Source organism: Kribbella sp. NPDC054772 (assembly GCF_053611945.1).
Genome location: NZ_JBSHBJ010000018.1, coordinates 1 through 25,219, shown reverse-complemented (window position 1 = coordinate 25,219; position 25,219 = coordinate 1). Strand labels below are relative to the sequence as shown.

General features: G+C 68.2%; 27 protein-coding genes. 5 read left to right on the top strand and 22 right to left on the bottom strand.

The window, feature by feature from the left end:
* Window positions 1–9: 9 nt before the first annotated feature.
* From ACWGID_RS25520 to ACWGID_RS25490, 7 genes are read right to left on the bottom strand one after another with little or no spacing between them, the layout of a single operon-like run.
* A complete protein-coding gene (locus ACWGID_RS25520; protein WP_452200560.1) occupies window positions 10–1,569 on the bottom strand; it encodes an FAD-dependent oxidoreductase in 1,560 nt (519 codons plus the stop codon).
* A 3-nt stretch (window positions 1,570–1,572) separates the two neighbouring features.
* Window positions 1,573–2,607: a LacI family DNA-binding transcriptional regulator gene (locus ACWGID_RS25515; RefSeq protein WP_452200558.1), complete on the bottom strand. Its 1,035-nt coding sequence runs from the start codon at window positions 2,605–2,607 to the stop codon at window positions 1,573–1,575.
* Entirely contained in the window at window positions 2,604–3,560 is a 957-nt protein-coding gene (locus ACWGID_RS25510) for an ABC transporter ATP-binding protein (protein ID WP_452200556.1), read from the bottom strand. Before ACWGID_RS25510 ends, ACWGID_RS25515 begins: the two co-directional genes overlap by 4 nt.
* A complete protein-coding gene (locus ACWGID_RS25505) occupies window positions 3,557–4,531 on the bottom strand; it encodes an ABC transporter ATP-binding protein (protein WP_452200554.1) in 975 nt (324 codons plus the stop codon). The genes ACWGID_RS25510 and ACWGID_RS25505 overlap by 4 nt, the downstream gene beginning before the upstream one ends.
* On the bottom strand, window positions 4,528–5,388 hold the full coding sequence (locus ACWGID_RS25500; RefSeq protein ID WP_452200552.1) for an ABC transporter permease: 861 nt from the start codon (window positions 5,386–5,388) through the stop codon (window positions 4,528–4,530). The genes ACWGID_RS25505 and ACWGID_RS25500 overlap by 4 nt, the downstream gene beginning before the upstream one ends.
* A gap of 2 nt (window positions 5,389–5,390) precedes the next feature.
* Entirely contained in the window at window positions 5,391–6,389 is a 999-nt protein-coding gene (locus ACWGID_RS25495; RefSeq protein ID WP_452200550.1) for an ABC transporter permease, read from the bottom strand.
* Window positions 6,390–6,391: 2 nt separating this feature from the next.
* Window positions 6,392–8,038 (bottom strand): ABC transporter substrate-binding protein, encoded by a 1,647-nt coding sequence (locus tag ACWGID_RS25490; RefSeq protein ID WP_452200549.1) that lies wholly within the window; start codon window positions 8,036–8,038, stop codon window positions 6,392–6,394.
* Between the two features lie 587 nt (window positions 8,039–8,625).
* Here ACWGID_RS25490 and ACWGID_RS25485 point away from each other — a divergent pair.
* Window positions 8,626–9,444: an alpha/beta hydrolase gene (locus ACWGID_RS25485; protein ID WP_452200547.1), complete on the top strand. Its 819-nt coding sequence runs from the start codon at window positions 8,626–8,628 to the stop codon at window positions 9,442–9,444.
* A 7-nt stretch (window positions 9,445–9,451) separates the two neighbouring features.
* Here the strand turns inward: ACWGID_RS25485 and ACWGID_RS25480 are convergent, their stop codons facing one another.
* The 13 genes from ACWGID_RS25480 to ACWGID_RS25420 all read right to left on the bottom strand — a co-directional run bounded on the left by ACWGID_RS25480 (window position 9,452) and on the right by ACWGID_RS25420 (window position 20,039).
* A complete protein-coding gene (locus ACWGID_RS25480) occupies window positions 9,452–9,883 on the bottom strand; it encodes a DUF2550 domain-containing protein (protein ID WP_452200545.1) in 432 nt (143 codons plus the stop codon).
* Window positions 9,884–9,982: 99 nt separating this feature from the next.
* The gene (locus tag ACWGID_RS25475) at window positions 9,983–10,384 is read right to left on the bottom strand and encodes a F0F1 ATP synthase subunit epsilon (RefSeq protein WP_452200543.1); all 402 of its coding nucleotides are present in this window, start codon (window positions 10,382–10,384) and stop codon (window positions 9,983–9,985) included.
* A gap of 1 nt (window position 10,385) precedes the next feature.
* The gene (atpD, locus tag ACWGID_RS25470; protein ID WP_452200541.1) at window positions 10,386–11,840 is read right to left on the bottom strand and encodes a F0F1 ATP synthase subunit beta; all 1,455 of its coding nucleotides are present in this window, start codon (window positions 11,838–11,840) and stop codon (window positions 10,386–10,388) included.
* Between the two features lie 5 nt (window positions 11,841–11,845).
* Window positions 11,846–12,757: a F0F1 ATP synthase subunit gamma gene (locus ACWGID_RS25465; protein WP_452200539.1), complete on the bottom strand. Its 912-nt coding sequence runs from the start codon at window positions 12,755–12,757 to the stop codon at window positions 11,846–11,848.
* A gap of 6 nt (window positions 12,758–12,763) precedes the next feature.
* On the bottom strand, window positions 12,764–14,401 hold the full coding sequence (gene atpA, locus ACWGID_RS25460) for a F0F1 ATP synthase subunit alpha (RefSeq protein ID WP_452200537.1): 1,638 nt from the start codon (window positions 14,399–14,401) through the stop codon (window positions 12,764–12,766).
* A gap of 93 nt (window positions 14,402–14,494) precedes the next feature.
* Entirely contained in the window at window positions 14,495–15,292 is a 798-nt protein-coding gene (locus ACWGID_RS25455) for a F0F1 ATP synthase subunit delta (protein ID WP_452200535.1), read from the bottom strand.
* Complete coding sequence (locus ACWGID_RS25450; RefSeq protein ID WP_452200533.1) at window positions 15,292–15,864, bottom strand: F0F1 ATP synthase subunit B; 573 nt, start codon at window positions 15,862–15,864, stop codon at window positions 15,292–15,294. The genes ACWGID_RS25455 and ACWGID_RS25450 overlap by 1 nt, the downstream gene beginning before the upstream one ends.
* 37 nt (window positions 15,865–15,901) lie before the next feature.
* Complete coding sequence (atpE, locus tag ACWGID_RS25445; protein ID WP_359929978.1) at window positions 15,902–16,138, bottom strand: ATP synthase F0 subunit C; 237 nt, start codon at window positions 16,136–16,138, stop codon at window positions 15,902–15,904.
* Window positions 16,139–16,213: 75 nt separating this feature from the next.
* Window positions 16,214–16,996: a F0F1 ATP synthase subunit A gene (atpB, locus tag ACWGID_RS25440; protein WP_452200532.1), complete on the bottom strand. Its 783-nt coding sequence runs from the start codon at window positions 16,994–16,996 to the stop codon at window positions 16,214–16,216.
* A 109-nt stretch (window positions 16,997–17,105) separates the two neighbouring features.
* A complete protein-coding gene (locus ACWGID_RS25435) occupies window positions 17,106–17,318 on the bottom strand; it encodes an AtpZ/AtpI family protein (protein ID WP_452200530.1) in 213 nt (70 codons plus the stop codon).
* Between the two features lie 90 nt (window positions 17,319–17,408).
* Window positions 17,409–17,873 carry a hypothetical protein gene (locus tag ACWGID_RS25430; protein WP_452200528.1) on the bottom strand — a complete coding sequence of 155 codons (465 nt, stop codon included), beginning with the start codon at window positions 17,871–17,873 and terminating at the stop codon, window positions 17,409–17,411.
* Window positions 17,874–18,078: 205 nt separating this feature from the next.
* Window positions 18,079–19,197 carry a glycosyltransferase family 4 protein gene (locus tag ACWGID_RS25425; RefSeq protein ID WP_452200526.1) on the bottom strand — a complete coding sequence of 373 codons (1,119 nt, stop codon included), beginning with the start codon at window positions 19,195–19,197 and terminating at the stop codon, window positions 18,079–18,081.
* Entirely contained in the window at window positions 19,197–20,039 is an 843-nt protein-coding gene (locus ACWGID_RS25420) for an L-threonylcarbamoyladenylate synthase (RefSeq protein ID WP_452200524.1), read from the bottom strand. Before ACWGID_RS25420 ends, ACWGID_RS25425 begins: the two co-directional genes overlap by 1 nt.
* A gap of 110 nt (window positions 20,040–20,149) precedes the next feature.
* Here ACWGID_RS25420 and ACWGID_RS25415 point away from each other — a divergent pair, with 110 nt between their 5' ends.
* The 4 genes from ACWGID_RS25415 (at window position 20,150) to ACWGID_RS25400 (ending at window position 23,272) form a co-directional block, all read left to right on the top strand.
* Window positions 20,150–21,175 (top strand): adenosine deaminase, encoded by a 1,026-nt coding sequence (locus tag ACWGID_RS25415; protein WP_452200522.1) that lies wholly within the window; start codon window positions 20,150–20,152, stop codon window positions 21,173–21,175.
* Between the two features lie 45 nt (window positions 21,176–21,220).
* The gene (locus ACWGID_RS25410; protein ID WP_452200521.1) at window positions 21,221–22,150 is read left to right on the top strand and encodes a hypothetical protein; all 930 of its coding nucleotides are present in this window, start codon (window positions 21,221–21,223) and stop codon (window positions 22,148–22,150) included.
* Window positions 22,147–23,031, top strand: a complete 885-nt coding sequence (locus ACWGID_RS25405; RefSeq protein ID WP_452200519.1) for an endonuclease/exonuclease/phosphatase family protein — start codon at window positions 22,147–22,149, stop codon at window positions 23,029–23,031. Before ACWGID_RS25410 ends, ACWGID_RS25405 begins: the two co-directional genes overlap by 4 nt.
* A gap of 100 nt (window positions 23,032–23,131) precedes the next feature.
* Window positions 23,132–23,272: a hypothetical protein gene (locus ACWGID_RS25400; RefSeq protein ID WP_452200517.1), complete on the top strand. Its 141-nt coding sequence runs from the start codon at window positions 23,132–23,134 to the stop codon at window positions 23,270–23,272.
* 6 nt (window positions 23,273–23,278) lie between these two features.
* Here the strand turns inward: ACWGID_RS25400 and prmC are convergent, their stop codons facing one another.
* Together prmC and prfA are read right to left on the bottom strand one after the other, a co-directional pair.
* Complete coding sequence (gene prmC, locus ACWGID_RS25395; RefSeq protein WP_452200515.1) at window positions 23,279–24,106, bottom strand: peptide chain release factor N(5)-glutamine methyltransferase; 828 nt, start codon at window positions 24,104–24,106, stop codon at window positions 23,279–23,281.
* Window positions 24,103–25,179, bottom strand: coding sequence for a peptide chain release factor 1 (gene prfA / locus ACWGID_RS25390; protein WP_452200513.1), 1,077 nt, complete (start codon window positions 25,177–25,179; stop codon window positions 24,103–24,105). The genes prmC and prfA overlap by 4 nt, the downstream gene beginning before the upstream one ends.
* Window positions 25,180–25,219 lie beyond the last annotated feature (40 nt).

Genomic DNA, 25,219 nt, shown 5'->3' with positions numbered 1-25,219 from the left:
CATCCCTTGTCAGTCGCGATGGGTGCGGATCTCTTCGGGCCATGCCAGCGGGGTCCTCAGGCGGTCCGCCAGCAGGCGCTGGTAGTCGGCCAGATGGGTGGGATCGTTGCGGACCTTGCGTGGTGACAGGCCTTCGGTCAGGCAGAAGCTGACCAGTGCGCCGACCGCCTCGCCGATGCTCCACTCGACCGGGTGGAGGCGGTAACAACCGTTGGTGATGTGCGTGGTCCCGATGTTCTTGTTCGCCGGCAGCAGGTTGTCGACGCGCACCGGGATCAGCGCGCCGAGCGGGATCTGGAACGGGTACGCCTCGATGTCGACGTAGGTGCGGCCAGCCGTACTCGGGTGCAGGTCGATCCGGTACCGCCCGAGCCCGACGGTGTCCGCGAACACCTCGCTGCCCGCGCCGTCCGGCCGCGCCTCCACCCCGACGTGCTGCTCGAGCACGGTGAACTCGGCCTGGATCCGCCGCGCCTCACGGATGTACGGCGTCTTCGCGAGACCGTCCGCCGTACCGGTGACGTCCGGGCGCAACCGCAGCCCCGGATAGCCGCCCTCGGTCTGCATCCAGTACAGGAACGACAGCGACAGGTCCCGGCTCGCGGCCAGCGCCTTCGCCGGGTCCGGGGCACCCAGCAGGGGCTGCTCCCAGTAGTCGAGCTGCGGCCAGTTGACCACCGTGACCGCCGGGATCGCCTTGTCGACAAAGTTGCTCTCAGCAAGGATCTGCCGGTACCGCCAGAGCGAGAACGGTGCCCGCTGGTCCGGGTTCGCCTCGAGCAGCTTCCACTCCCGCTGCTGCAGCGTCGACGGTACGACGTCCGTCCAGGACAGCTGCGATCCCGGCCAGAACGGCGCGACGGCGGTCTGCCAGTGCTCGTACCCGGCCGGCCGGTCGATGGTGTGGTCCTCCCCCGCCCGGTGCTCGAGAGCGAAGCACCATGAGAACGCCTGCTGATCAAGGGGATTCGCGACCTCGGGCGCATGCAGCTCACCCGTCTGGTCGCGCCCCTCCGCACCGATCACGTGCTCGACGTTCGCGAGCTCGACGAGGTCGCCGAGCTCGGTGGCGTCCACGACGTACGTCGCCGAGACCGTCACGTCATCGCCCGTGCGGAGGTCCCGCAGGGTGACAGCGTCGATCTCGTCGCCGGAGGTGGACGCCGCGATCGGCTCGTGTTCCATCAGCACCGTCAGGCGTCCGGAGGCGCGCCACGGGGCGAGCATCTCCTCCAGCACAGCTGCGGCGACGCGTGGTTCGTGGCAGAAGCGGCTGACGACGCCGAGGCCCGGGTCGAGCAGCGGGTCCACAGCGACCTCGGCGCGGAGCGGGTAGTTCCGGCGGTAGTAGTCGCGGATCCGCTGGCGAAGTTCGGCGTACCCGCTGGCGGCGTACTGCTCGATCCAGGGGTGCTCGTCCGGCGGGACGAGCTGGCTGGTGAGTTGCCCGCCCAGCCAGTCGGTCGGCTCGGTCAGTACGGCGCTGCGGCCGAGGCGGACCGCGGTGAGGGCCGCGGCGACCCCGCCGAGTCCACCGCCGACGACCAGGACGTCCGTTGCGAGTTCCACCCGTTACTCCTTAACACTCGACTTGTCTGCAGGGGCGGCGACGGTTTCGCCGGCCACCAGATCACAGGCCACCAGTTGGCTGACCGGCTCCGCGTCGGGGTTCTCGACCCGCGCCACCAGCGCGTCGATCGCGATCCGGCCGATCTCCTTGCGCGGGATCACCAAGCAGTCCCAGCGGTGACCGGGCTCGTCCCCCGAGCCTTCCAATACGGCGACGGAGAGGTCCTCGGGAATGCTCAGCCCGCGCTCCGCGAGCCGGGCACGCAGGTCCTCCGCGAGGCCGACGCTCTCCGCGACCACCGCGGTCTCCGGTCCGCTCACCAACGCGTCCAGCCACTCCTCGGACAGATCCGGTACGCCGTTGAACCCGGGCGACCTGTCCTGCAGGCCAAGGCGTTCGACGGCGTCGCGGTACCCGGCCCGGCGATCGGCGTACGCCTCCTGCTCGATCCCGGCGCGCAGGTACGCGAGGTGCCGATGGCCGCGGTCGGCGAGCGACTCGACCAGCCGGCCGGCGGCGCTGTGGTAGTCCGGCACGATGCAGGGCACGTCGGCACCGGGCACCTCGCGGCGGCCGATGTGGACGAACAGGTACCCGTCGTGCCACAACCGCGCCAGCTCCTCGCGATCGGTCGCGGCACCGAGCAGGACCGTCCCGTCGGCGAGGTTCAGCCGGTTGGTGCCGTCGCGGTAGATCCGCCGCCGGCCGTCGCTGGTCCCCGTCGACGTGAACAGGACCAGGTCGTACCCGATCTCCTCGGCCCGCTCCTCGATCCCGAGCAGGAACTCGAAGTAGAAGTCCTCGCGGGCGTGCGGGAACACGGCCTCGAAGGTATGAACGCCGAGCAGCCGGTTGCGCTTGTTGCGCAGGTTCCGCGCGGCGGCGTTCGGGACGTACCCGAGCTCCTTCACCGCCGCCAGGATGCGGTCCCGGGTCTCGACCGGGATCCGGTCCACGTCCCCGCTCACCACCCTCGAGACGGCGGACTGCGAGACGCCCGCGAGCTGCGCTACGTCGGACTGTCGTGGTGCTTTCATTTGTTCTCCTGCAACCAGCAATGGGTCCAGCGCCCGTTGGGTAGTTCGGTCCGGGGCGGTGCGTCGGTCCGGCAGACGTCCATCGCGAACGGGCACCGCGGATGGAACCGGCACCCGGCCGGCGGGTCGATCAGACTCGGCGGCTCACCGAGATCCTCCGCGTCGAAGAGACCGTCGCGGTCCCGGCGCTCGGGATCCGGGGACGAGTCGATCAGCAGCTGCGTGTACGGGTGCAGCGGGTCGGCGATCACGTCCTCCTTGGGACCGCCTTCGACCATCTGACCGGCGTACATCACGACGATGTCGTCGCACAGGTAGCGCGCGCTCGCGATGTCGTGGGTGATGTACAGCAGCGCCAGACCGTCCTCGGTCCGCAGCCGGTCGAGCAGGTTCAGCATTTCGAGCCGAATCGACACGTCCAGCATCGAGATCGGCTCGTCCCCGAGCAGCACCTTCGGCTCGACCGCCAGCGCCCGCGCGATCACGACCCGCTGCCGTTGCCCGCCGGACAACTCGTGCGGGAACTTGTCGATGAACTGCTCGGTCGGCGTCAGGCTCACGCGCTCCAGCAGCTCCACCACCCGCCGCTCCAACTCGTCCTTCGTCCGCACGGCGTGATGCAGCTTGACCGCCCGCTCCAGGTTGTACCGCACCCGGTGCAACGGGTTCAGCGACCCGAACGGGTCCTGGAAGATCAGCTGTACGTCGCTGTAGTACGCCCGCGGCTTGCCCTTCACGACCTCGCCACGCAACCGGATCTCACCGGACGTCGGCGGATAGAAACGCGCAAGCAGCCGCGCCAGCGTGGTCTTCCCGCTGCCGCTCTCGCCCACCAGCGCCACGATCCGGCCGGGCTGCAATGCCAGCGTCGCGTCCTCGACCGCGCGCACCGTCGACCGCCCGGCCGCGAAATGCTTCGAGACCGCCCGGGCCTCGAGAACGGGTTGGCTCATGCTCGATCATCTCCCGACGGGTACAGCCGGCATGCGACGGCATGGTCCTCGATCGTCAGTAGCTCCGGTCGTTGCTTGTCGCAACCGTCGAAGCGGTCCGCGCAGCGCGGGTGAAACGGGCAGCCGGGTGGTGGGTTGCGGAGGTCCGGTGGACTGCCGGAGATCCCGGTGAGTCTCCGCAACGGCGAGCGCAACGGTGGGAACGAGTCGCGCAGGCCGCGGGTGTACGGGTGGCGGGGCTTGGTGTAGAGCGACTCCGCGGTGCCGATCTCGACGATCCGGCCGCCGTACATGATCGCGATCCGGTCGGCGAGCTCGAGGAGCAGCGAGAGGTCGTGCGTGACGAACACGACCGCGAAACCGAGCTCGCGGCGCAGACGCAGTACCTGGGCGAGGATCTGGCGTTGCATCACGACGTCGACGGCGGTCGTGGGCTCGTCCATCACGACGAGTTCGGGACCGCAGGCCAGGGCGAGCGCAATGCTGGCGCGCTGACGCATGCCGCCGGAGAGTTCGTGCGGGTAGGCGCGGACGCGATCGGCGGAGATCCCGACCATGCCGAGGAGTTCGGCGGCGCGGTCCCACGCGTCCTGGCGACTCAGTTTCTTGTCGTGCGAACGGAGTACGTCGACGAACTGGGCGCCGACCCGCATCACCGGGTTGAGGGCATCCATCGCGCTCTGAAGAACGATCGCCAGCGACGTCCAGCGGAGTTTGCGGAGTTGCTCGGGGGTGAGCCCGACGAGATCGGTGCCGTGGAACTCGATCCGGCCGGCGGTGGTGACCGCCGGCGGCCGCTGCAGCCGGGTGAGCGCGGTGATCAGCGTCGACTTCCCCGATCCCGACTCCCCCGCCACACCGAGGATCTCGCCGCGGCGCAGCTCGAACGTCACGTCGTCACACGCCCGCACCGGCCGATCCCCGGTCACGTAGTCGACCGTCAGCCCGTCCACCACCAGTACGTCGCTCATGCCTCGACCACCTTCCGGGCCCGGACCACGACCGAACGCCGGGCCATCCGCAGCTTCGGGTTGGACACCTCGTCGACGCCGAAGTTGACCAGCGTCGCCGCCGTACCGATCAGCGCGATACACAGCCCCGGCGGCACGAACCACCACCACAGACCACGCAGTACGGCGCTCTGCTGCTGCGCCGCCTGGATCATCGTGCCCCAGCTGATCGACCCGGAGTCGGTGATGCCCAGGAACGCCAGTCCGGCCTCCGCCATCACGCCACCGATCATGCCGTGCAGGAACATCGCCGAGATCCAGCCGGTCAGATGCGGCAGCACCTCGCAGAAGATCAGCCGGCGGTGCGGCTCACCGACCATCCGCATCGCGAGCACGAAGTCGCGGCTGCTCAGACTCAGCGACTGTGCACGCAGCGTCCGCGCGCCGCCCGACCAGCCGAACAGGCCGATGATCAGCGCGATCACGAGCGGACCGGTGCCCTGCACGTAACCCGCGACGATCAGGATCAGTGGGAGGACCGGCATCACCAGGAAGAGGTTCGTGAGGAAGTTCAGGCCGTTGTCGACCGCGCCACCGAAGTACCCGGCCGGGACGCCGACCAGGATCGCGATCAGGGTGCCGATCGCGGCGGCCAGGAGGCCGACCAGCATCGAGCCGCGGGCACCGGCGATGGTCTGCGCGAGCACATCCTGCCCGAACTGGGTGGTGCCGAACAGGTGCTGCGGACTCGGCGGCTGGGAGATCGCGCTGATGTCGTTCGCGCGCGGGTCCCCGCCGATCATCGGCCCGAAGACGGCCAGCAGCATGAAGAACACCAGGATGGACAGGCCGATGCGGACTTTCCAGCTCTTCAGCATCGTCATCCCCTCGCCCGGATCCGCGGATCGAGCAGCACGTAGGCCAGGTCCGCGACCAGGTTCGCCAGCAGGACCGCGAGCGTGATCAGCAGGAATACGCCCTGCATCATCGGGTAGTCGCGTTTCTGCAGCGACTCGTACAGCAGGTACCCGATCCCGGGATAGCTGAAGACGATCTCGGTGAGCAGCGCGCCGCCGACGACCCCGCCGAGCGCCATCGCGAACCCGGTGAAACTCGGCAGCATCGCGTTCCGGGCGGCGTACCGGAACATCACCCGGCGCGGCGAGAGGCCCTTGGCCTGCGCGAGCAGCACGTAGTCCTCGCGGACGGTGGTCACGGTCATGTTCCGCATCCCGAGCAGCCAGCCGCCGAAGGCCGAGAACACGATAGTTGCTGCGGGCAACACGCCGTGATGCAGCACGCTGACGGCGTACGCGAGACTGAAGCCCTGCGGGAGGTCGGCGTCGTACCCGCCGGACAGTGGGGTCCAGCCGAGGACGAACCCGAACACCCAGAGGGCGAGGAGCGCGACCCAGAAGTACGGGACGCTGCTCAGGAACGTGGTGAACGGGGTCAGGATCGCGTCGAGGCGACTGCCCGCCCGCCAGCCCGCGATGACGCCGAGCAGCGTGCCGATCGCGAAGGCGGTGACGGTCGTCGTACCGACCAGCAGGAGGGTCCACGGGAGGGCCTGCCAGACCAGGTCGGCGACCGGGACCGGGAAGTTGACCACGGAGACGCCGAGGTCACCGTGGGACAACTGCCGCAGGTAGTCGGCGAACTGCTGGGCCAGGTTGGCGTGCGGGTTGCCGAAGATCGCGCGGATCGACATCAGGGTCTCGGCCGGGACCTGCTGGCCGCTGACGCGCTCCAGTTCCTCGACGATCGCGGACGACGGGTCGCCGGGCATCAGCCGCGGCAGCAGGAAGTTCAGGCCGATGGCGGCGGCCGCGGCGGCCAGGTAGAACCCCAGCCGCCGGGCCAGGAAGGCCCACCGCATCGTCAGTTCCCCCGGCGCTGGAGCTTCAGCATGGTCAGGATCGTGTCCGGTCCCATCCCGACGAACGGGATGTGCTCGAAGTTGTCCGGCGCCGGCCAACCGGTCCAGCGGGTCGCGTTGATGTCGACGAAGTAGAAGTTGTTGTAGATCGGGCTGAACGGGACCTTGTCGACGACGATCTTCTGCAACTGCCGGCCGAGCGTATTCAACTGCTCGACGTCGTCGGTGCGCTGCATCGCGGCAACGATCGCGTCGGTCTGCGGGTCGTTCCAGCGGCCCTGGTTCAGCGTGGCCGACTTGCCGATCGGTGTCAGGTACTGGCTGCTCAGGAACCGGTAGACGCCGTACACACCGGAGCCACCCGTCGACGCGGCCACCAGATCGAACTGGCCGAGGTTCTGCTTGTCGTAGTACCCGGCGCTCGGCTGACCGGCGCTCTTCACCTGCAGGCCGAGGGTCTTCTTCCAGGTGTTGATCAGGATGTCGGCGTAGTTGCCCCAGCCCCAGTCGGAGTTGAACAGGATGCTCGGCTGGTACCGCTTGCCGTCCTTCACCAGGGCGCCGTTGTCGACCGTCCAGCCACCTTTCGCGAGCTCAGCCTTCGCCGCGTCCGGGTCGACCTTCTGGACCTTGCCCTTGTACGCCGGGTCGAGCCAGTCGGCGAACAGCTGCTCGGAGAGTCCGGTCGGCCCTGCCTCGGTACCAGGACGCTGCAGCGTTGTGACGACCGCCGTCCGATCGATGGTGAGGGCGAGGGCACGCCGTACGTGCTCGTCGTTGAACGGAGCCTTGCCGGTGTTGAAGAGGACCGACATCGCGCCGCCGTTGGAGTACAGCTGGTACAGGTGCTTGTCCGGGTCCTTGGCGACGTACTCCTTCTCGCCGTTCGGCCAGCTGGCCGACGCCCAGTCGATATCGCCCTTCAGCAGCTGGGCCTTCAGAGCGTCCGCGCTGGTCGGGATGATCTTGTACGTGCTCATCGGGAGCTTGCCGCCCCAGTAGTCGGCGCGCGCCTGCAGCGTGATCTGCTGCGGCTTGAACTCCTTCAGCGTGAACGGACCGGTGCCGACCGGGTCCGGGTTCGTCCAGGTATTCAGGTTCTGACCGGACCAGATGTGCTTCGGCACCATCGGCAGCAGGATGTTCGCGAACTGGTTGAGCGTCGCGTACGACGGCTCCGCGAACCGCACCTGGATCGTGTGCTCGTCGGTCTTCGCCACCGACTTGTAGGTGATCCCGGCGATGCTGAAGTCCGGTTTCTCGATCGGGAGACCGAGCGAGTAGGCGACGTCGTCCGCGGTGAACTTCTGGCCGTCCGACCAGGTGACGTCGTCGCGGAGCTTGATCGTCAGCAGCTCGCCCTGCTCACCGAACGACCAGCTCTCGGCGAGCCACGGCTTCACCACGCCGCCGTCGCTGTAGTCGACGCGCATCAGGGGCTCGTAGACCAGCTCCATGTTCGGCGCCTTGTCCGTCGCCGGACCCATCACGTTGTAGTTGCGGACGAACGTCGTACCGCCGTCGGTCTTGGCGTAGACGATCGACGCACCCGCCGCTGCACCACCACCGGCCGGCTTCGCCGCGGGGCCTGAGCACCCCGCCACGAGAACCGCACCAACCACCAAAAACACCCGCCACCGACTGCGCATATCTCTCACCCCAGAACTAGAGCGGCTGCACGTTCATACGTATGAGCACTCGAATATGAGCTAATTAGGCGATGCTCTTACGTATGCGCAGGAACCTACGAACGTTAAGCGCGCATGTCAATACCGAGACGACCCAGAGGCGGCGATCTCGTAGCGAGCCCGCTTGCACAAGTACTGGTGGGTCAGGACAGGTTATTGCTTGTGTTCACCCACCGGAGGGTGTTCAAGCGTGCAGGGTTCCGCGACCGTTCGCCGCAGATCCCGGACCACCGATCGACGGAACCAGCTGCGGTGTTGAGTAACTAACACGCATGGTTTTAGCTTCAGGTCGTCGCTCGGCGACACGTTGTGACCAGAGTTCCGTCCCCGCCCGGAGGTTGCTCGTGCACGCACAACTGTCCTGGATCGGTCGGCGAGCAGTACTCGCCACCGCTCTCTTCCTCGGACTTTCACCCCTAGCCCCCGCCCAGGCGGCTCCGCCGCCACCCCCGACAGCGATCGCAGCACCCGCCCCAGAGCAAGCCGCACCGCTCGGCGCCCACGTCGTCGCGGTCAAGCAGGTTGGGGATCGGCTTACCGATTTGACTGTGCGGTCGCAGGCGCTTGGTGGGCGTACCGTCAACGTCCGGCTGCTGACGCCGGATGGTTGGGATCCTGCGGACCGTAGTCAGCACTGGCCGACGTTCTGGCTCCTGCACGGGTGCTGCGGTGACTACACGTCCTGGTCCGGCACCGACATCGCGAAGATCCCGAGCCTGCGCAACGTCCTCGTCGTGATGCCCGAGGCCGGCTGGAACGGCTGGTACAGCGACTGGTGGAACTACGGCGCCGGCGGCGACCCGGCGTGGGAGACGTTCCACACCGTCGAACTGTCCCACCTGCTCGAACACGACTGGGGCGCCAGCTCGAACCGCGTCGTCGCCGGGCTCTCGATGGGCGGCCAAGGAGCACTCCTGTACGCCGCCCGCCATCCCGGCATGTTCCGCGCGGTCGCGGCGTACTCCGGTTCGGCCCATCCCCTGCTGAACGACGAGTCGATCAACCGGATCAAGGGCTTCTTCGCCGGGCAGGGCAACGACCCGCTCCGGGTCTGGGGCGATCCGGTCGCTCAGCGCGGGATCTGGGAAGCCCACGACCCGTACTACCTGGCGCACCGACTCAAGTCGCTACCGGTCTACCTGTCCTGTGGCGACGGTACGGCCGGACCGTTCGACCCGCCCGGGAAGACGGACGCGCTGGAGGCCGACTTCAACCGCCAGAACCACGCCCTCGCGGCCCAACTGGAACAGGTCGGCGCGAAACACCTGACGACGAACTTCTACGGACCGGGCACCCACGGCTGGGCCTACTGGCAGCGCGAACTGCACGCCTCCCTGCCGATGCTGCTCAGCGCACTCGAGAGGTAGGGCGGATTCAGAGGTAGGTCTGCGTGCTGGGTGGAGCCGACTCCATCCAGGCGAGGACGCCGGTGAGCGCCTCTTCGGTCATCGCGAAATGGACCGTGCGGTCGCTGATCTTCGCGTCGACGATGACGTGACCCGCGTACGTGACGAGGGGCTCGTTCCCCATCGGGCGCCGGGTGGTGACGCTCTCGAGCTGGCGGCGGTTCACCGACAGCTTCGGCCACCAGGCGAGGCTGAAGACCCGGAACCACTGCAGGTCGTCGCCGACGTACCGGGCCAGGCCGAGGGCCCATCCGCGCCCGTGCTCCTTCTCGGCGAGCTGGAGGCTGCAATCAAAAGTTCCGCCGTCCCTGGACAACCAGCGACGGCGGAACGCGACGAGCACGATGAACAGTACGGCGGCAGCCAGACAGACCCCGACGACATCGAGGACTGTCCTCATACCTTGCCGACCCCATTTCCGGTGCCAATTCGGGTGCTACTCCGGGCACCGCCGGAGAACCGTACTGTCAGTGACGATATTCGATTATGGCAGGTCGGGTCAGGACGTCTGCTCGGCGGCCCGTACCCGGGCCTCGGCGAGTCGTACCTCGTCGGCGTCGGCGTCGGCCAGGCCGGCCGCCATCGCCTGCTCGAGCTCGCGCCGAGCCTCTTCGAGGTCGATGTCGTGACCCATCTCGGCGTTCTCGGCCAGGATCGAGACCCGGTCGTTCGCCACCGAGATGAACCCGTCCGGCGCGGCCGCGACGAAGTACTCGTCGTCGACGGTCCGCACCTGGACGGTGCCGCCCTGCAACAGGCCCAGCAGCGGCGCGTGGCCGGGCAGGATGCCGACGTCACCGTCCGTGGTCCGGGCGATCACGATCTTGGCCTGGCCCTGCCACACGGTCCGCTCGGCCGCGACCAGCGCGACCTCGAGGTGTTTACCCGTGTCCTCGGCCATCTCAGTTTTCCTTCTGCAGCTCGGCCCACTTGCGCTCGACGTCGTCCAGCGATCCGACGTTGAAGAACGCCTGCTCGGCGATGTGGTCGCACTCGCCCTCGGTGATCTTCTTGAAGGACTCGATCGTGTCCTTCAGCGGCACCGTGGACCCGGCGATGTTGGTGAACTTCTCCGCCATGTAGGTGTTCTGCGAGAGGAACTGCTCGATCCGGCGCGCCCGCGCGACGGTGATCTTGTCCTCTTCGGACAGCTCGTCGACACCCAGGATGGCGATGATGTCCTGCAGTTCCTTGTTCTTCTGCAGGATCTGCTTCACCCGGACGGCCACGTCGTAGTGCTCCTGGCCGATGTACTGCGGGTCGAGGATCCGCGACGTGGAGGTCAGCGGGTCGACGGCCGGGTACAGACCACGCGACGCGATGTCACGCGACAGCTCGGTGGTCGCGTCCAGGTGCGCGAACGTGGTGGCCGGCGCCGGGTCGGTGTAGTCGTCGGCGGGCACGTAGATCGCCTGCATCGAGGTGATCGAGTGACCGCGCGTCGAGGTGATCCGCTCCTGCAGCACGCCCATCTCGTCGGCCAGGTTCGGCTGGTAACCAACGGCCGACGGCATCCGGCCGAGCAGCGTGGAGACCTCGGAACCGGCCTGCGTGAACCGGAAGATGTTGTCGATGAAGAGCAGGACGTCCTGCTCCTTGACGTCGCGGAAGTACTCCGCCATCGTCAGCGCCGACAGCGCGACGCGCAGACGCGTGCCCGGCGGCTCGTCCATCTGGCCGAACACCAGCGCGGTGTCCTTGAAGACGCCGGCCTCTTCCATCTCGTTGATGAGGTCGTTGCCCTCACGGGTGCGCTCACCGACGCCCGCGAACACCGACGTACCACCGAAGTTGTGGGCGATCCGGTAGATCATCTCCTGGATCATGACGGTCTTGCCGACGCCCGCACCGCCGAACAGGCCGATCTTTCCACCCTGCACGTACGGCGTGAGCAGGTCGAGGACCTTGATACCGGTCTCGAGCATCTCGGTCTTGGACTCGAGCTGGTCGAAGGCCGGCGCCTTGCGGTGGATCGGCCAGCGCTCGGCGATCTCGAACTCGGACTCGTCCTGGTTCAGGCACTTGCCGGTCACGGACCACACGCGGCCCTTGGTGACGTCACCGACCGGGACGGAGATCGCGGCGCCGGTGTCGCGCACCTCGGCGCCCCGGACCAGACCGTCGGTCGGCTTCATCGAGATCGCCCGGACGATGTTGTCGCCGACGTGCAGCGCGACCTCGAGGGTGATCGTCTGGGTCAGCTCGCCGATGGTCAGGTCGACCTCGAGAGCGTTGTACATCTCGGGCATCTCGTCGGCCGCGAACTCGACGTCGACGACCGGGCCGATCACCCGGGCGACGCGACCGACGCCCGGGGCGCCGGCCTCGTTGTTCTTCTCGGTAACCGTGGCAGTCATCTCTCTCACTCGCTCCCGGCGTTCGCGTCGGCCAGCGCGCTGGCGCCACCGACGATCTCGCTGATTTCCTGGGTAATTTGCGCCTGGCGGGCCTGGTTCAGGTCCCGGGTCAGGCTCTCGATCAGGTCCTGCGCGTTGTCGGTCGCGGACTTCATCGCGCGCTGCCGGTTGGCCAGCTCCGACGCCGCCGCCTGCAGCATGCAGTAGTGGATCCGGCTGGCGACGTACTTGGGCAGCAGCCCGTCCAGCACGTCCTCCGCGGACGGCTCGAACTCGTACAGCGGCAGGACGTCGTCCGCGGCCGGCGGCTCCTCGCCCTCGACGACCTCCAGCGGCAGCAGCCGGATGACGTCCGCGCGCTGGGTCAGCATCGACACGAACCGGGTGAAGACGATGTGGATCTCGTCGACGCCGCCCTCCTCGGTCGGGGTCAGGAAGGCCTCGATCAGCGCGTCGGCGATCTCCCGGGCCCGGGCGAAACTCGGGTTGTCGGAGTCACCGGTCCACGACTGCGCGACCTCGCGCTGGCGGAAGGTGTAGTACGCCACGCCCTTGCGACCACTCAGGAACGGGACGATCTCCTTCTCGTCCTCGCGGAGCAGCTGGTTCAGCCGCTCGCCCTCACGGATCACGTTGGACGAGTACGCGCCGGCCTGGCCGCGGTCGGAGGTGATCAGCAGCACCGCCGCCCGCCTCGGGTTCGGCTTCTCGGTGGTCAGCGGGTGGTCGACGTTCGAGAACGTCGCCACCGCCGACACCGCACGGGTGAGCTCACGCGCGTACGGACCGGCCGCCTGGGCGCGTTGCTGCGCCTTGACGATCCGGGACGCCGCGATCAGCTCCATCGCGCGGGTGAGCTTCTTGATCGTCGTGACCGAGGCCTTCCGATCGCGAAGCTCCCGCAGGTTGGCTGGCACGGTGGATCAGCCCCGCTTCTGCTTGACGATCTGCTCCTGGTCGACGTCTGCCTCGGACATCGCCTCGGCAGGAGCCTCGGTACCGAGCAGGTTGCCGTCGGAGGTCTGGAACGTCGGCTTGAACTTGTCCAGCGCGTCGGTCACGGCCGCCGCCTCGTCGTCACCGAACTGGCCGGACTCCCGGATCGCGTCGAGAACCTTGCTCTCGCGCTTCAGGAAGTCCAGGAAGTCCCGCTCGAACCGGAGTACGTCGATCACCGGGACGTCGTCGAACTTGCCGTTCGTACCCGCCCAGATCGAGACCGTCTGGTCCTCGACCGGGTACGGCGAGTACTGCGGCTGACGGAGCAGCTCGACCAGACGCTGACCGCGGTCCAGCTGCCGGCGCGACGTGGCGTCGAGGTCGGAGGCGAACATCGCGAACGCCTCCATCGCGCGGAACTGGGCCAGGTCCAGCTTCAGCGAGCCGGAGACCTTCTTCATGCCCTTGACCTGCGCGGCACCACCGACGCGGGACACCGAGATACCGACGTCGATGGCCGGGCGGATGTTGGCGTTGAACAGGTCCGACTGCAGGAAGATCTGGCCGTCGGTGATCGAGATGACGTTGGTCGGGATGAACGCCGAGACGTCGTTCGCCTTGGTCTCGATGACCGGCAGACCCGTCATCGAGCCGGCGCCGAGCTCGTCGGACAGCTTCGCGCAACGCTCGAGCAGGCGGCTGTGCAGGTAGAAGACGTCACCCGGGTAGGCCTCACGGCCCGGCGGGCGGCGCAGCAGCAGCGACATGGCGCGGTACGCCTCGGCCTGCTTGCTCAGGTCGTCGAAGACGATCAGGACGTGCTTGCCCTGGTACATCCAGTGCTGGCCGATCGCCGAGCCGGTGTACGGCGCGACGTACTTGAAGCCGGCCGGGTCGGACGCCGGGGAGGCGACGATGGTGGTGTACTCCATCGCGCCGGCCTCCTCCAGCGCGCCGCGGACGGACGCGATGGTGGAACCCTTCTGGCCGATCGCCACGTAGATGCAGCGGACCTGCTTCTTCGGGTCGCCGGAATCCCAGTTGGCCTTCTGGTTGATGATCGTGTCGATCGCGATCGCGGTCTTGCCGGTCTTGCGGTCGCCGATGATCAGCTGGCGCTGGCCACGGCCGACCGGGATCATCCCGTCGATGGCCTTGATACCGGTCTGCAGCGGCTCGCGGACCTCCTGGCGGTCCATCACGCCGGCCGCCTGGAGCTCGAGCGGGCGGTCGCCCTCGAGGTCGGCGATCTCGCCGAGGCCGTCGATCGGCTTGCCCATCGGGTCGATGACGCGACCCAGGTAGCCCTCGCCGACCGGCACCGACAGGACCTGACCGGTCCGGCGGACCTGCTGGCCCTCCTCGATCCCGTCGAACTCACCGAGTACGACGACACCGATGGTGCGGACGTCGAGGTTCAGCGCGATCCCGCGGGTGCCGTCCTCGAACTCGAGCAGCTCGTTGGTCATCGCCGAGGGCAGGCCCTCGACGTGCGCGATCCCGTCACCCGCGTCGACCACGGTGCCGACCTCTTCGGCGGTGGTGTCGGCCGGTTGGTACTCGGTGACGAACCGATCCAGGGCGTCCCGGATCTCCTCCGGCCTGATCGTGAGCTCAGCCATTGTGTTTCCTGCTTCCTTTGACCCTTGCTGGCCTGTTGTGGCTCTAAGAGGCTTTCGGCGACCCTTAGCGCCGCTTATGTCGTTAAGGGGCGTTCAGCCCGCGATGCGCCGTTGCGCGTCGTCGAGCCTGGCCGCGATGGTTCCGTCGATCACTTCGTCGCCGATGTCCACCCGGACGCCGCCGACCACGCTCGGGTCGACGATCACGTTCAGCTGGATCTCCCGGCCGTACTGCTGTCCGAGCGCCGTCGCGAGGCGGGTGCGCTCCGCCTCGGTCAGGTCGGTGGCCACCCGCACGGTCGCGATGCTGGCGTTCCGCCGGTTCGCCGTGGCGACCTGGAAGGCCCGCATCGAGGTCGCGAACGCGCGGCCCCGGCCGTCCACGGCCTGCTCGGCGAGTCGCACCGTACTGGTATCGGCCTTGCCCTGCAGCAGTCCACGGATGAGTTCCTGCCGGTGCTCGACCGGGATGCTCCGGTCACCGAGCTTGTCGGCCAGCGTCCGCTCGACGGCGACCACCCGGTCGAGCCGGAACAGCTCGTCCTCGACCTCGTCCAGCTTGCGCCGGCTGTCGGCGTAGGCCACCTCGGCCTCGACGCTCAGCTGGTCCAGGGCGTCGCCCAGGTCCCGGCCGCTGACCCAGCGACCGGCCACCGCGGCGGACAGGACCTCCAGCGCCTGGGGGGAGATCTTGCCGCCGAACAACTGCTCGGCCAGTGCGATCTTGGACGCCGCCGGCCGGGCCGGGTCGGTCAGGGCCCGCCGGAGCGCGCCGCTGCCGTCCAGCAACTTGGCGATCGAGAACAGCTCGCCGCCCAGCGCCTCGGCCGGGCTCGCACTCGCCAGGGCCTGTTCGGCCCGGGCGAGTGACTCGTTCGACGCGCCGCGCATCAGCCGTCCGTTCCGACAGCCTGACGAGCGGACTCCGAGGCCTCCAGATCGGCCAGGAAGCGCTCGACGGTCCGGCGCTGCCGGGCCTCGTCCTCGAGCGACTCACCGACGATCCGGCCGGCCAGCGTGGTCGCCATGGTGCCGACCTCGCCCCGCAGCGAAGCGACCGCCTGGGTGCGCTCCGCGTCGATCTGGGTCCGCGCGTGGGTGACGATCCGCTCGGCCTCGACGTTCGCCTGCTCACGCATCTCCGCGATGATCTGGGCGCCCTGCTCGCGGGCGTCCTCGCGGATCTTCGCAGCTTCCTGCCGGGCCTCGGCCAGCTGCGCGTTGTACTTCTCCAAAGCCGCCTTCGCCTCGGCCTGGGCCTGCTTGGCCTCGTTCATCCCGCCTTCGATCGCCGCGGTCCGATCGGCGTACGCCTTCTCGAACTTCGGTACGACGACCTTGGCGAAGGCGATGGCCAGCAGGACCAGGAAGACGAAGCCGAAGATGATCTCGGCGGTGTGCGGGATCAGCGGGTTGACGTCCTCGCCGGCCGCCTCAGCCAGAGGGAGCACCATCGTCATCATGTCCGTGTCCTGTCAGTCAGTCTGGAAAAGGGGTGGATCAGGCGCCGGCCTTGAACACGAACGCCAGCGCGATACCGATGATGGCCAGAACCTCGGTGACGCCGAAGCCGATCCACGCGATCGACTGCAGCTTGCTCTGGGCCTCCGGCTGCCGCGCGGTGCCGTTGATGACCGCCGCGAAGATCAGACCAACGCCGACGCCCGGGCCGATCGCGGCGAGGCCGTAGCCCAGGACGGCGATGTTGCCGGTGATTGCGAGAGCGATGTTGCTCATTTGCGGTGTTTCCTTTCGGTACGGATAGGGGCTATCCGGGTTTCCGTTGCTGCGGGTCTGTGGGGGTACTGCGGATCAGTGGTCGTCGGCGATGGCGCTGCCGATGTACTGCGCGGTCAGCACCACGAAGATGTAGGCCTGGATGCACTGGACGAACAGCTCCAGTCCGGCGATCGCGAGGCCCATCAGGAAGGTGAGGACGCCGACGCCGCCGAGCGCGATGCTGCCGGACTCGAACACCATGTACTCGGCGCCGAGGACGAACACCAGCAGCAGGATGTGGCCGGCGAACATGTTGGCGAACAGCCGCAGGCTCAGCGAGACCGGGCGCACCAGGATGTTCGAGATGAACTCGATCGGGATCATCAGCGGCATCAGCCAGACCGGCACACCGGCCGGCATCGTCTGGTGCTTGAAGTAGCCCCAGGCGCCGTGCTTGCGGATCCCGACCGCGTTGTAGATGACCCAGGTCATGATCGCGGCCACGTACGCCCAGCCGATGTGGCTGAAGGTCGGGAACTGCAGCAGCGGGACGGTCGCGGCCACGTTGTTCAGCAGGATGAAGTAGAAGAGGCCGCACAGGTACGGCACGTACTTCATGTACTCCTGGCTGCCGATCGCGTCCCGGGCGATCGAGTTGCGCACGAAGTTGTACCCGAGCTCGCCGGCGAACTGCAGCCTGGTCGGGACGATCGCGGCCTTGCGGGACGCACCCCAGTAGAACCAGACGATGACGACGACGGTCAGCGCGCTGATCAGGACGGGCTTGGTGAACCAGTCCACACCGTCGATGATCGGCGGGGTGTTGAAGCTCTGTGGACCGGGTGCGATGAACTCGGTCGGAACGCCGGCGGTCACCGGGTCTCCTCTCGCGTCGTGCTCAAGTCGGACGCCTTGTGGCAAAGGGCAGGGCGGCTCAGGGCATGGCGGTCAACAACGTCAGACCCGGTAAGGATCAGACCTGTGGTCAGGACCGCGACCCGTACCGGAAGTGCAACAGCAAGATGGTGAGGCCGGCACCGATCACGATGCCCACCAGCACCAGGAACTGGGTGCCGAAGAGGCGATCCAACAAGAACCCGATGCCGCCGTACACCGCGACACCGCCGATCAAGTAGGACAGGACCCGCCAGCCGTCGCCCCCTCCGGGTGATGGCTTCGGATCCTGATGCTCGCTCATTGGCAATCGAAACGTACCAGTTGGCGACATCGGCGGTCACATCGGCCCCCGTAATCTCCACCACAGCAGGCGAATCGTTACCGATGGTGCTCACGCCGTCACCTCCTTGTCGAGGTCGTAGATCGGCACCCGGAGCCGGGACCAGGCCCAGATCTCGCCGGCCATCCAGCCCATCACGACCACCATCGCGACCAGGCCGAGCACGGTCAGATTCACGTGCCTGGCCAGGCTGTCCGAGCTCAGCGCGACCGCGAGCAGACCGCCGAAGACCGCGATCCGCCCGGTGTAGCTGGCCATCGCGACGGCGAGCTGCATGGTCGGGCTGGTCTTGCGGGACAGGTGCAGCGCGAGCAGACCCACGCCGGAGAAGACGATCACGATCAGCAGGCCGAGCAACGCGCCCCAGAGACCGGGCAGACCGGCGGCGACCGTGGACACCGCGGTCGCGTTGACCCCAACCACCAGCGCGGCGACGAGAGCGCCACGCAACATCGCCAGCGCCGGGTGCTTGGTCGCTTGTCCGGCGGGTTTCGGGCTGTTGGCCGAAGGAGCCATCTGGTGGTTCCGTCCTGCAGGCGAACTGGTCTCGCGGCCAGCGCGTCGGGTGGGCGGGGTCAGGGGTGTCGCGGTTCTTTGCTGGTGCTTGTGAAAACTAGCACAAAGTCTGCACCGTCAGCAAAACGAGAGTCCCCTCCCGCTGTACAGGCACACCTTATCGGTAGGCCACGCGGACGGGTGGTCTGGTCCCTCCCAGCGGGGATCAGACTTTGGCGAGCGGTTTCCGGGAACGCCGCGGGAGACCGGTCGTGAGCAGCACCGCGATCACCGCGACGGTGAACACGATGAGGGCGGTCCACCAGGTCAGGACCAGACCGAGGACCACGACGCCGTATGCGATCAACGCCGTCCAGAGGTACATCAGGAGGACTGCTCGGCGGTGCGAGTGGCCGCGTTGCATGAGCCGGTGGTGCAGATGCTGCTTGTCGGCCGCGAACGGCGACCGGCCGGCCTTGGTACGCCGGATGTAGGCCAGCGTCAGGTCCAGCGCGGGGATCGCGAGGATGGCGATCGGGAGTACCAGCGGGAGCAGTGCGGGCAGCAGGCTGGAGCCGCCGACCTCGTACGGCACCGCGTTCGGGTCCATCTGGCCGGTCAGGCTGATCGTCGACGCGGCCAGCATCAGGCCGATCAGCAACGCGCCCGAGTCACCCATGAAAACCCTGGCAGGGAAGAAGTTGTGCGGCAGGAAACCAAGACAGGCACCGGCCAGCGCGACCGTGATCAGCGTCGACGTGGTCGCGCGGTCGAGGTTCTCGTGGACGTTCAGCAGATAGCAGTAGATGAAGAACGCGGTCGCGCCGATCGCGGTCACACCGGCCGCCAGACCGTCCAGGCCGTCGACGAAGTTCACCGCGTTGCAGGACACCAGCATGATGCCCGCGGTGAGTACCGCGAGTTGCGCCGGGGACGGCGAGATCACGCCACCGGGCAACGGCAACCAGTACAACTGGATGCCTTGGACAACGAGTACGCCGACCGCGAGCACCTCACCGGCCAGCTTGGTGATCGCGTCCAGCTCGTACAGGTCGTCGACCACGCCGACGGCGCAGATCACCAGGCCACCGACCAGGATCGCCCGGGCGTCGTGCGCGACCTGCAAGCTGTTGCCGAGGAACGGCAGGCTGGAGGCGACCGCGAAACCGGCGATCAGGCCGCCGAGGATCGACAGGCCGCCGAAGTACGGGATCGGTACCTTGTGCACGTCCCGGGCCCGGACCTTGGCGACCGCGCCGTACCGCAGCGCGATCTGCCGGGCCACGCCGGTCAGCAGGAAGGTCGTGGCCATCGCCACGAACAGGACCAGCAGGTACTCGCGCACTAGTCCGCAGGCCTCACATCTGGGTCGGTCTTCTCCTCGTCCTTCTTGGACGCTTCGACCGGCTCATCAGTTGGCTTCTCGTCAACCGGCTTCTCATCCGCTTCAGTTGCCTTCGGCTCTTCAGTCGGCTTCGGCTCTTCGGCGGGCTGCTCTTCGGCGGGCTTTGCTTCGTCGGCCGGCTGCTCGGCCGCCGGCTTGTCGTCCTCGGTGGCGACTTCGGGGACGATCGCGCGGAGTTGTTCGACGGAGAGTGCGCCGACGCGCACCACGCGTGGGGTGTCGCCGGTGATGTCGACGATCGTCGACGGCTCTCCCCCGGTCACCGCCGCGCCGTCCAGGTACACCGCGACCGACTCGCCGAGCTGCTCCTCGGCGTCGTACACGTCGAGAGCGGCCGGCTGGCCGGACTTGTTCGCGGAGCTGACCGCGAGCGGTCCGGTGCGGGACAGCAGCTCGCGGGTGTTCTCGTGGTCCGGCACCCGGAGCGCGACGGTGCCCTGGGTCTCGCCCAGGTCCCACATCAGGGACGACTGCGCATGGCAGATCACGGTGAGCGGCCCCGGCCAGAACTCCTGGCAGAGCTTGCGCCCGTTGTCCGGGACGTCGGTGGCGAGCGCGTCCAGCGACTCGACCACCGAGATCAGCACCGGCGGCGGCATGTCGCGGCCCCTGCCCTTGGCGTCCAGCAGCCGCTGCACGGCGTCGGCCTTGAAGGCGTCGGCGGCGATCCCGTAGACGGTGTCGGTCGGCAGCACGACCAGGTCTCCGGCCTCGATGGCGTCCACCGCTGCGCGGTACGCCGGTGCCAGTTCGTCCCCGGTGAAATCGAAGCGCTCACTCACGGAGTGAATCGTGCCACTCACGCGGCCCCGGACTCCAACCGGGATGAACTCTGACACCCAATTGTCAGCTTCCGAGCCGACGACCGGCCGTTCTCCTTAGGATCCGGACCATGACTGTGAGCCGTGAGTTTCTCGCCGGGCTGCCGAAGGCCGAGTTGCATGTCCACCACGTCGGGTCCGCGTCGCCGCGGATCGTCGCCGAGCTCGCCGCCCGGCACCCGGGGTCGCCGGTGCCGGCCGACCCGGCCGCGTTGACGGAGTACTTCAAGTTCAGCGACTTCGCCCACTTCATCGACATCTACCTGTCCGTCGTCGAGCTGATCAAGACGCCCGGGGACGTCCGGCTGCTGACCTACGAGATCGCCCGCGAGATGTCCGAGCAGCAGAACCTGCGGTACGCCGAGCTGACCGTCACGCCGTACACCTCGGTGGTGCGCGGGATCGCGGCGGAAGCGTTCTGCGAGGCGATCGAGGACGCCCGGGTCGCGGCCGAGAAGGAGTTCGGCCTGGTCCTGCGGTGGATCTTCGACATCTCCGGCGAGGCGGGGCTCCCGGCCGCCGACGAGACGTTGCGGATCGCAACGAAGATCCGTCCGGACGGGCTGATCGGGTTCGGCCTCGGCGGCCCGGAGATCGGCGTACCACGGCCGCAGTTCCAGCCGCACTTCGAGGCGGCGGTCGCGGCCGGCCTGCACAGCCTGCCGCACGCGGGCGAGACGACCGGCCCGCAGACGATCTGGGACGCGCTGCAGGTGCTGAAGGCCGAGCGGATCGGCCACGGTACGTCGACCATGCAGGACCCCGCGCTGGTCGACTACCTCGGTGAGCACCGGATCCCGCTCGAGGTCAGCCCGACGTCGAACATCGCCACCCGCGCGGTCGAGTCGTACGACGTGCACCCGCTGCGCGCGATGGTCGACGCCGGCCTGGTGGTCACGATCAACTCCGACGACCCGCCGATGTTCGGCACCGACCTCACCAACGAGTACGCCGTCGCGGCGCGACTGCTGGACCTGGACGCGGCCGGTGTTGGTGAGCTGGCGAAGACCGCGGTCCGCGAGTCGTTCGCGGAGGACTCGGTGAAGGACTCGCTGATAGCGGAGATCGACACCTACGTCGAAGCGAACGCTGTGTAGCTGGCCCGCACCACCTCCGCTGCGTGAGTGTGCTTCCCTGGACCGATGCGGAAAGTCTGTGGGGTGCTGGCCGTCGTACTGCTGACTGTGACGGCCTGCAGCAACGAACCCGCATCGGTCAGCTCGTCACCCACGACTGCCCACTCGAGCCCCAGCCCCACTCCCCCGCCGCCACCCGCGGACGGCGACCTGCCCCGCGGCGGCCGCACGATCTTCCCGAAGTACCAACTCGTCGGGTACGTCGGTCTGCCCGGGTCACCGGCTCTCGGGCCGCTGGACAAGGACCTCGACGCGAAGGCCGCGAAACTGGAGACGCTGTCCCGTGCGTACGCGGGCGGCCGGACGCCGCTGCCGGTGATGGAGCTGATCACGGTCGTCGCGAAGGGGTCGCGCGGCAAGGACGGGCTGTACCGCGGGCGGCTGCCGGACTCGGCGATCGAGGAGTACCTGGCGGTCGCCCGGAAGCACAAGATGTTGCTGCTGCTCGACATCCAGCCGGGGCGGGCGAAGATCCTGCCCGAGGTGAAACGGCTCGAGCGGTGGCTGAAGGAACCCGACGTCGGGCTGGCGTTCGATCCCGAGTGGGCCGTCGGGCCGACGCAGGTGCCGGGCCGGGTGTTCGGGCACACGACCGGTGGTGAACTCGACAGCATCGCGGCGTACCTGTCGGGGCTGGTGACGGCGAACGACCTGCCGGAGAAGGTGTTCGTGTTCCACCAGCTGTCGACGCGGATCGTCAGCGACGAGCAGGCGCTGAAGCCGCATCCGGGAGTGGTGACGATCAAGTCGGTCGACGGGATCGGCGCGCGAACCGACAAGCTCAAGGCGTGGGCCAAGCTGACCACCAAACTGCCACCGGGCGTCCACGCCGGCTTCAAGCTCTTCTACACCGAGGACGCCCGCCAAGGCGCCCTGATGACGCCACCGCAAGTGATGGCCCTCAAACCCCGCCCGGAACTGGTGATCTACGAATGATCTCGATCGCCTTCGCCAACGTCGCCGGCGGCCGGTTCGTCGACGACGACGGTGCCTACGTCGACGCCGACCGTACGGCGGACTTCGGGCGGGCGCTGCGCGGTCTCCAACCGGACGTGCTGATCGTGACCGAGCTGGACCCCACCGGCGATCAGCTCGAACGTCTCGCCGCGGCGGCGATGCCGGGACGGACGCCGCACTGCCTGCGCCAGGAGTTCTCGGACGCGCACATTCCGGGGGTGGCGAAACTCGGGGTCGGCATCGCGTCGGCGTACCCGATCAGGGAGCTGGCGCGGATCGACCTGCCGGACCCGTCGATCGATTTCCTGCACTGGCGGACGGGTCAGCCGCTTCCTCCGCATCCGAAGGGGTTCCTGGTCGCGCGCGGCGATTTCGGGGCGTTGGGTGAGGTGGACATCGTGGGTGGGCAGGTGTGCCCGGTGCACATGTTCCGCAGTGCCGAAGGAGTCGAGTACACCTACCGCGACGGCGCGGGGCGAGCGGCCGGTGACGAGATGACGGCGTACCTGCGTCAGGAGCTGGCGGCGCGGGGTGTGCGGCGGGCGATCGTCGCGGGCGATCTGAACATGCCGAATCCGCGGGAGTTCTTCGGCGCGGGCCTGGGGCTGGTCGACGCGTTCGGCGACCCGCCACCCGCGACCACTCCGGACGGACGGTCGATCGACCGGCTCTTCTGCACCCCCGACCTCGTCACGCGCAAGACCGAAGTACTCCACCTGCCAGGCGCCGACCACTACCCCGTCGGCTGCCGGATCAGCCGCCGTGAACCGCCACCGGTGGTCGGCCGGATTCGTGAGCAGGAGCTCGGTCGGCCCCCGTCGCGGGCGGCGGCACGACGTCCAGGGTTCGGCCGCGGCTGATTCTGACGCAATCGGATGTTTCAAGTGGTTGCCGGCGGGATACCTCTCTCTGCGGGCACAGAAAACCGCCCATGGGTGCTCGCAGGAAAGTTGTGTCGTGATGACGAGTGGTTGGTATGCCGCGATGGATCGGGTTCGGGCCTACTGGATGGTGAACGGCGGGCGTGCGGATCTTGTTGCCGCAGGCATCTTGCTGGTGCTGGCCGTGGCGGCGTTCGCCGCGGACGTCGTACTGCGGTAAGGACCGTCAGACTCTGCGGCCGGTCGCGAATCTGTTGCGGCCGGCCAGGTCCACGTTGTCGCGGACCTCGGTGAACAGACCCGTCGTCGCGAAGACGGCAGGAGCCGACTCACCCTGGACATCGGCGTGCTCGCAGGCGAACCAGCCGCCCGGCGTCAGCAACCGGCCGGCCGTTGCCGCGACCACCTTGATCTCGTCGAGCCCGTCGTCGCCGGACCACAACGCGAGCGCCGGATCGTGATCGCGGACCTCCGCCGTCACCGACTCCCAGGCCGTCAACGGGATGTACGGCGGGTTGGAGATCACCGCGTCGACCTGCCCGTCGAGCTCCGGCAGGCAGCCGTCGATGTCGCCCTCGTGCAGGATCGCACCGGTACCGGCCAGGTTCCGGCGGGCCCACACGACCGCGTCCGCCGACAACTCGACCGCGTGCACGGTGCTGTCCGGCCGCTCGGTCGCGATCGCCCCCGCGATGGCGCCGGACCCGGTACACAGGTCGACCACCAGCGGATCCTTGACTCCCGCGATCCGCTCCAGGATCCAGCCGACCATCACCTCGGTCTCCGGCCGCGGCACGAACACGCCCGGGCCGACCACGAGTTCCCGGTACCGGAAGGCCGCCGTACCGGTGAGGTGCTGCAACGGCTCGCGAGCTGCTCGCCGTTCGACCAGCTCCAGAAAGCGTGCTTGCTGGTCGGCGGAAGGGTCGCTGAGGTGCAGGCGGCTGGAGCCCGTGACGAACGCGAGCAACTCCGCCGCGTCGAAATCCGGCGAAGCGACGCCCGCCTCCCGCAACCGGGCCGCTGCCTCGGCGACGAGGGCTTTCGTGCTCACTGGGACTCGACGGCCTCGAGGCGGGCGGTGAGATCCGCTTCGGTGAGGGCCTGGATGACCGGCTCGAGTTCGCCACCGAGGACCTGGTCCAGGTTGTGCGCCTTGTAGCCCACGCGGTGGTCCGAGAACCGGTTCTCCGGGAAGTTGTACGTGCGGACGCGCTCCGAGCGGTCGACGGTGCGGATCTGCGAACGCCGGGCGTCCGACGCCTCCTGGTCGGCCGCCTCCTGCGCCGCCGCGAGCAGCCGTGCACGCAGTACCCGCATTGCCTGCTCACGGTTCTGCAGCTGGGACTTCTCGTTCTGCATCGAGACCACGATGCCGGTCGGGAGGTGGGTGATCCGGACCGCGGAGTCGGTCGTGTTCACGCTCTGCCCACCCGGACCGGACGACCGGAACACGTCGATCCGCAGGTCGTTCGGGTCGATCTCGACGTCGACGTCCTCGGCCTCCGGCAGCACCAGTACGCCGGCCGCGGACGTGTGGATCCGGCCCTGCGACTCGGTCACCGGAACCCGCTGCACCCGGTGCACGCCGCCCTCGAACTTCAGCTTCGCGTACGGCGCCTCGCCCGGCTCCGGCGTACCTTTCGCCTTCACCGCGACCGTGATCGACTTGTACCCGCCGAGGTCGGACTCGGCCGAGTCGAGCACCTCGGTCTTCCAGTGCTGCGACTCGGCGTACTTCAGGTACATCTTCAGCAGGTCGCCGGCGAACAGCGCGGACTCGTCGCCGCCTTCCCCCGCCTTGATCTCGAGGATCGCGTCCTTGTCGTCTCCTGCGTCCCGCGGCACCAGCAGCGTCTGCAGCCGCTCGGCCAGTTCCTCGCGCCGCGCGGTCAGCTTGGTGGCCTCCTCGGCGAACGCCGGGTCCTCGGCCGCGAGCTCACGCGCCGCCTCGATGTCGTCACCGGTCTGCAACCACTCGTCGTACGCGCGCACCACCGGCGCCAGCGCGGCGTACCGCTTACCGACCCGGCGGGCGTTGGCCTGGTCGGAGTGCAGCTCCGGCTCCGCCATCTGCCGCTCCAGCTCGGCGTACTCCGCCTTCAATGTCTCGACCGCCTCGAACATGCCGCACTCCTCCTCTCGAGAACCTCTGGACAACGCAAAC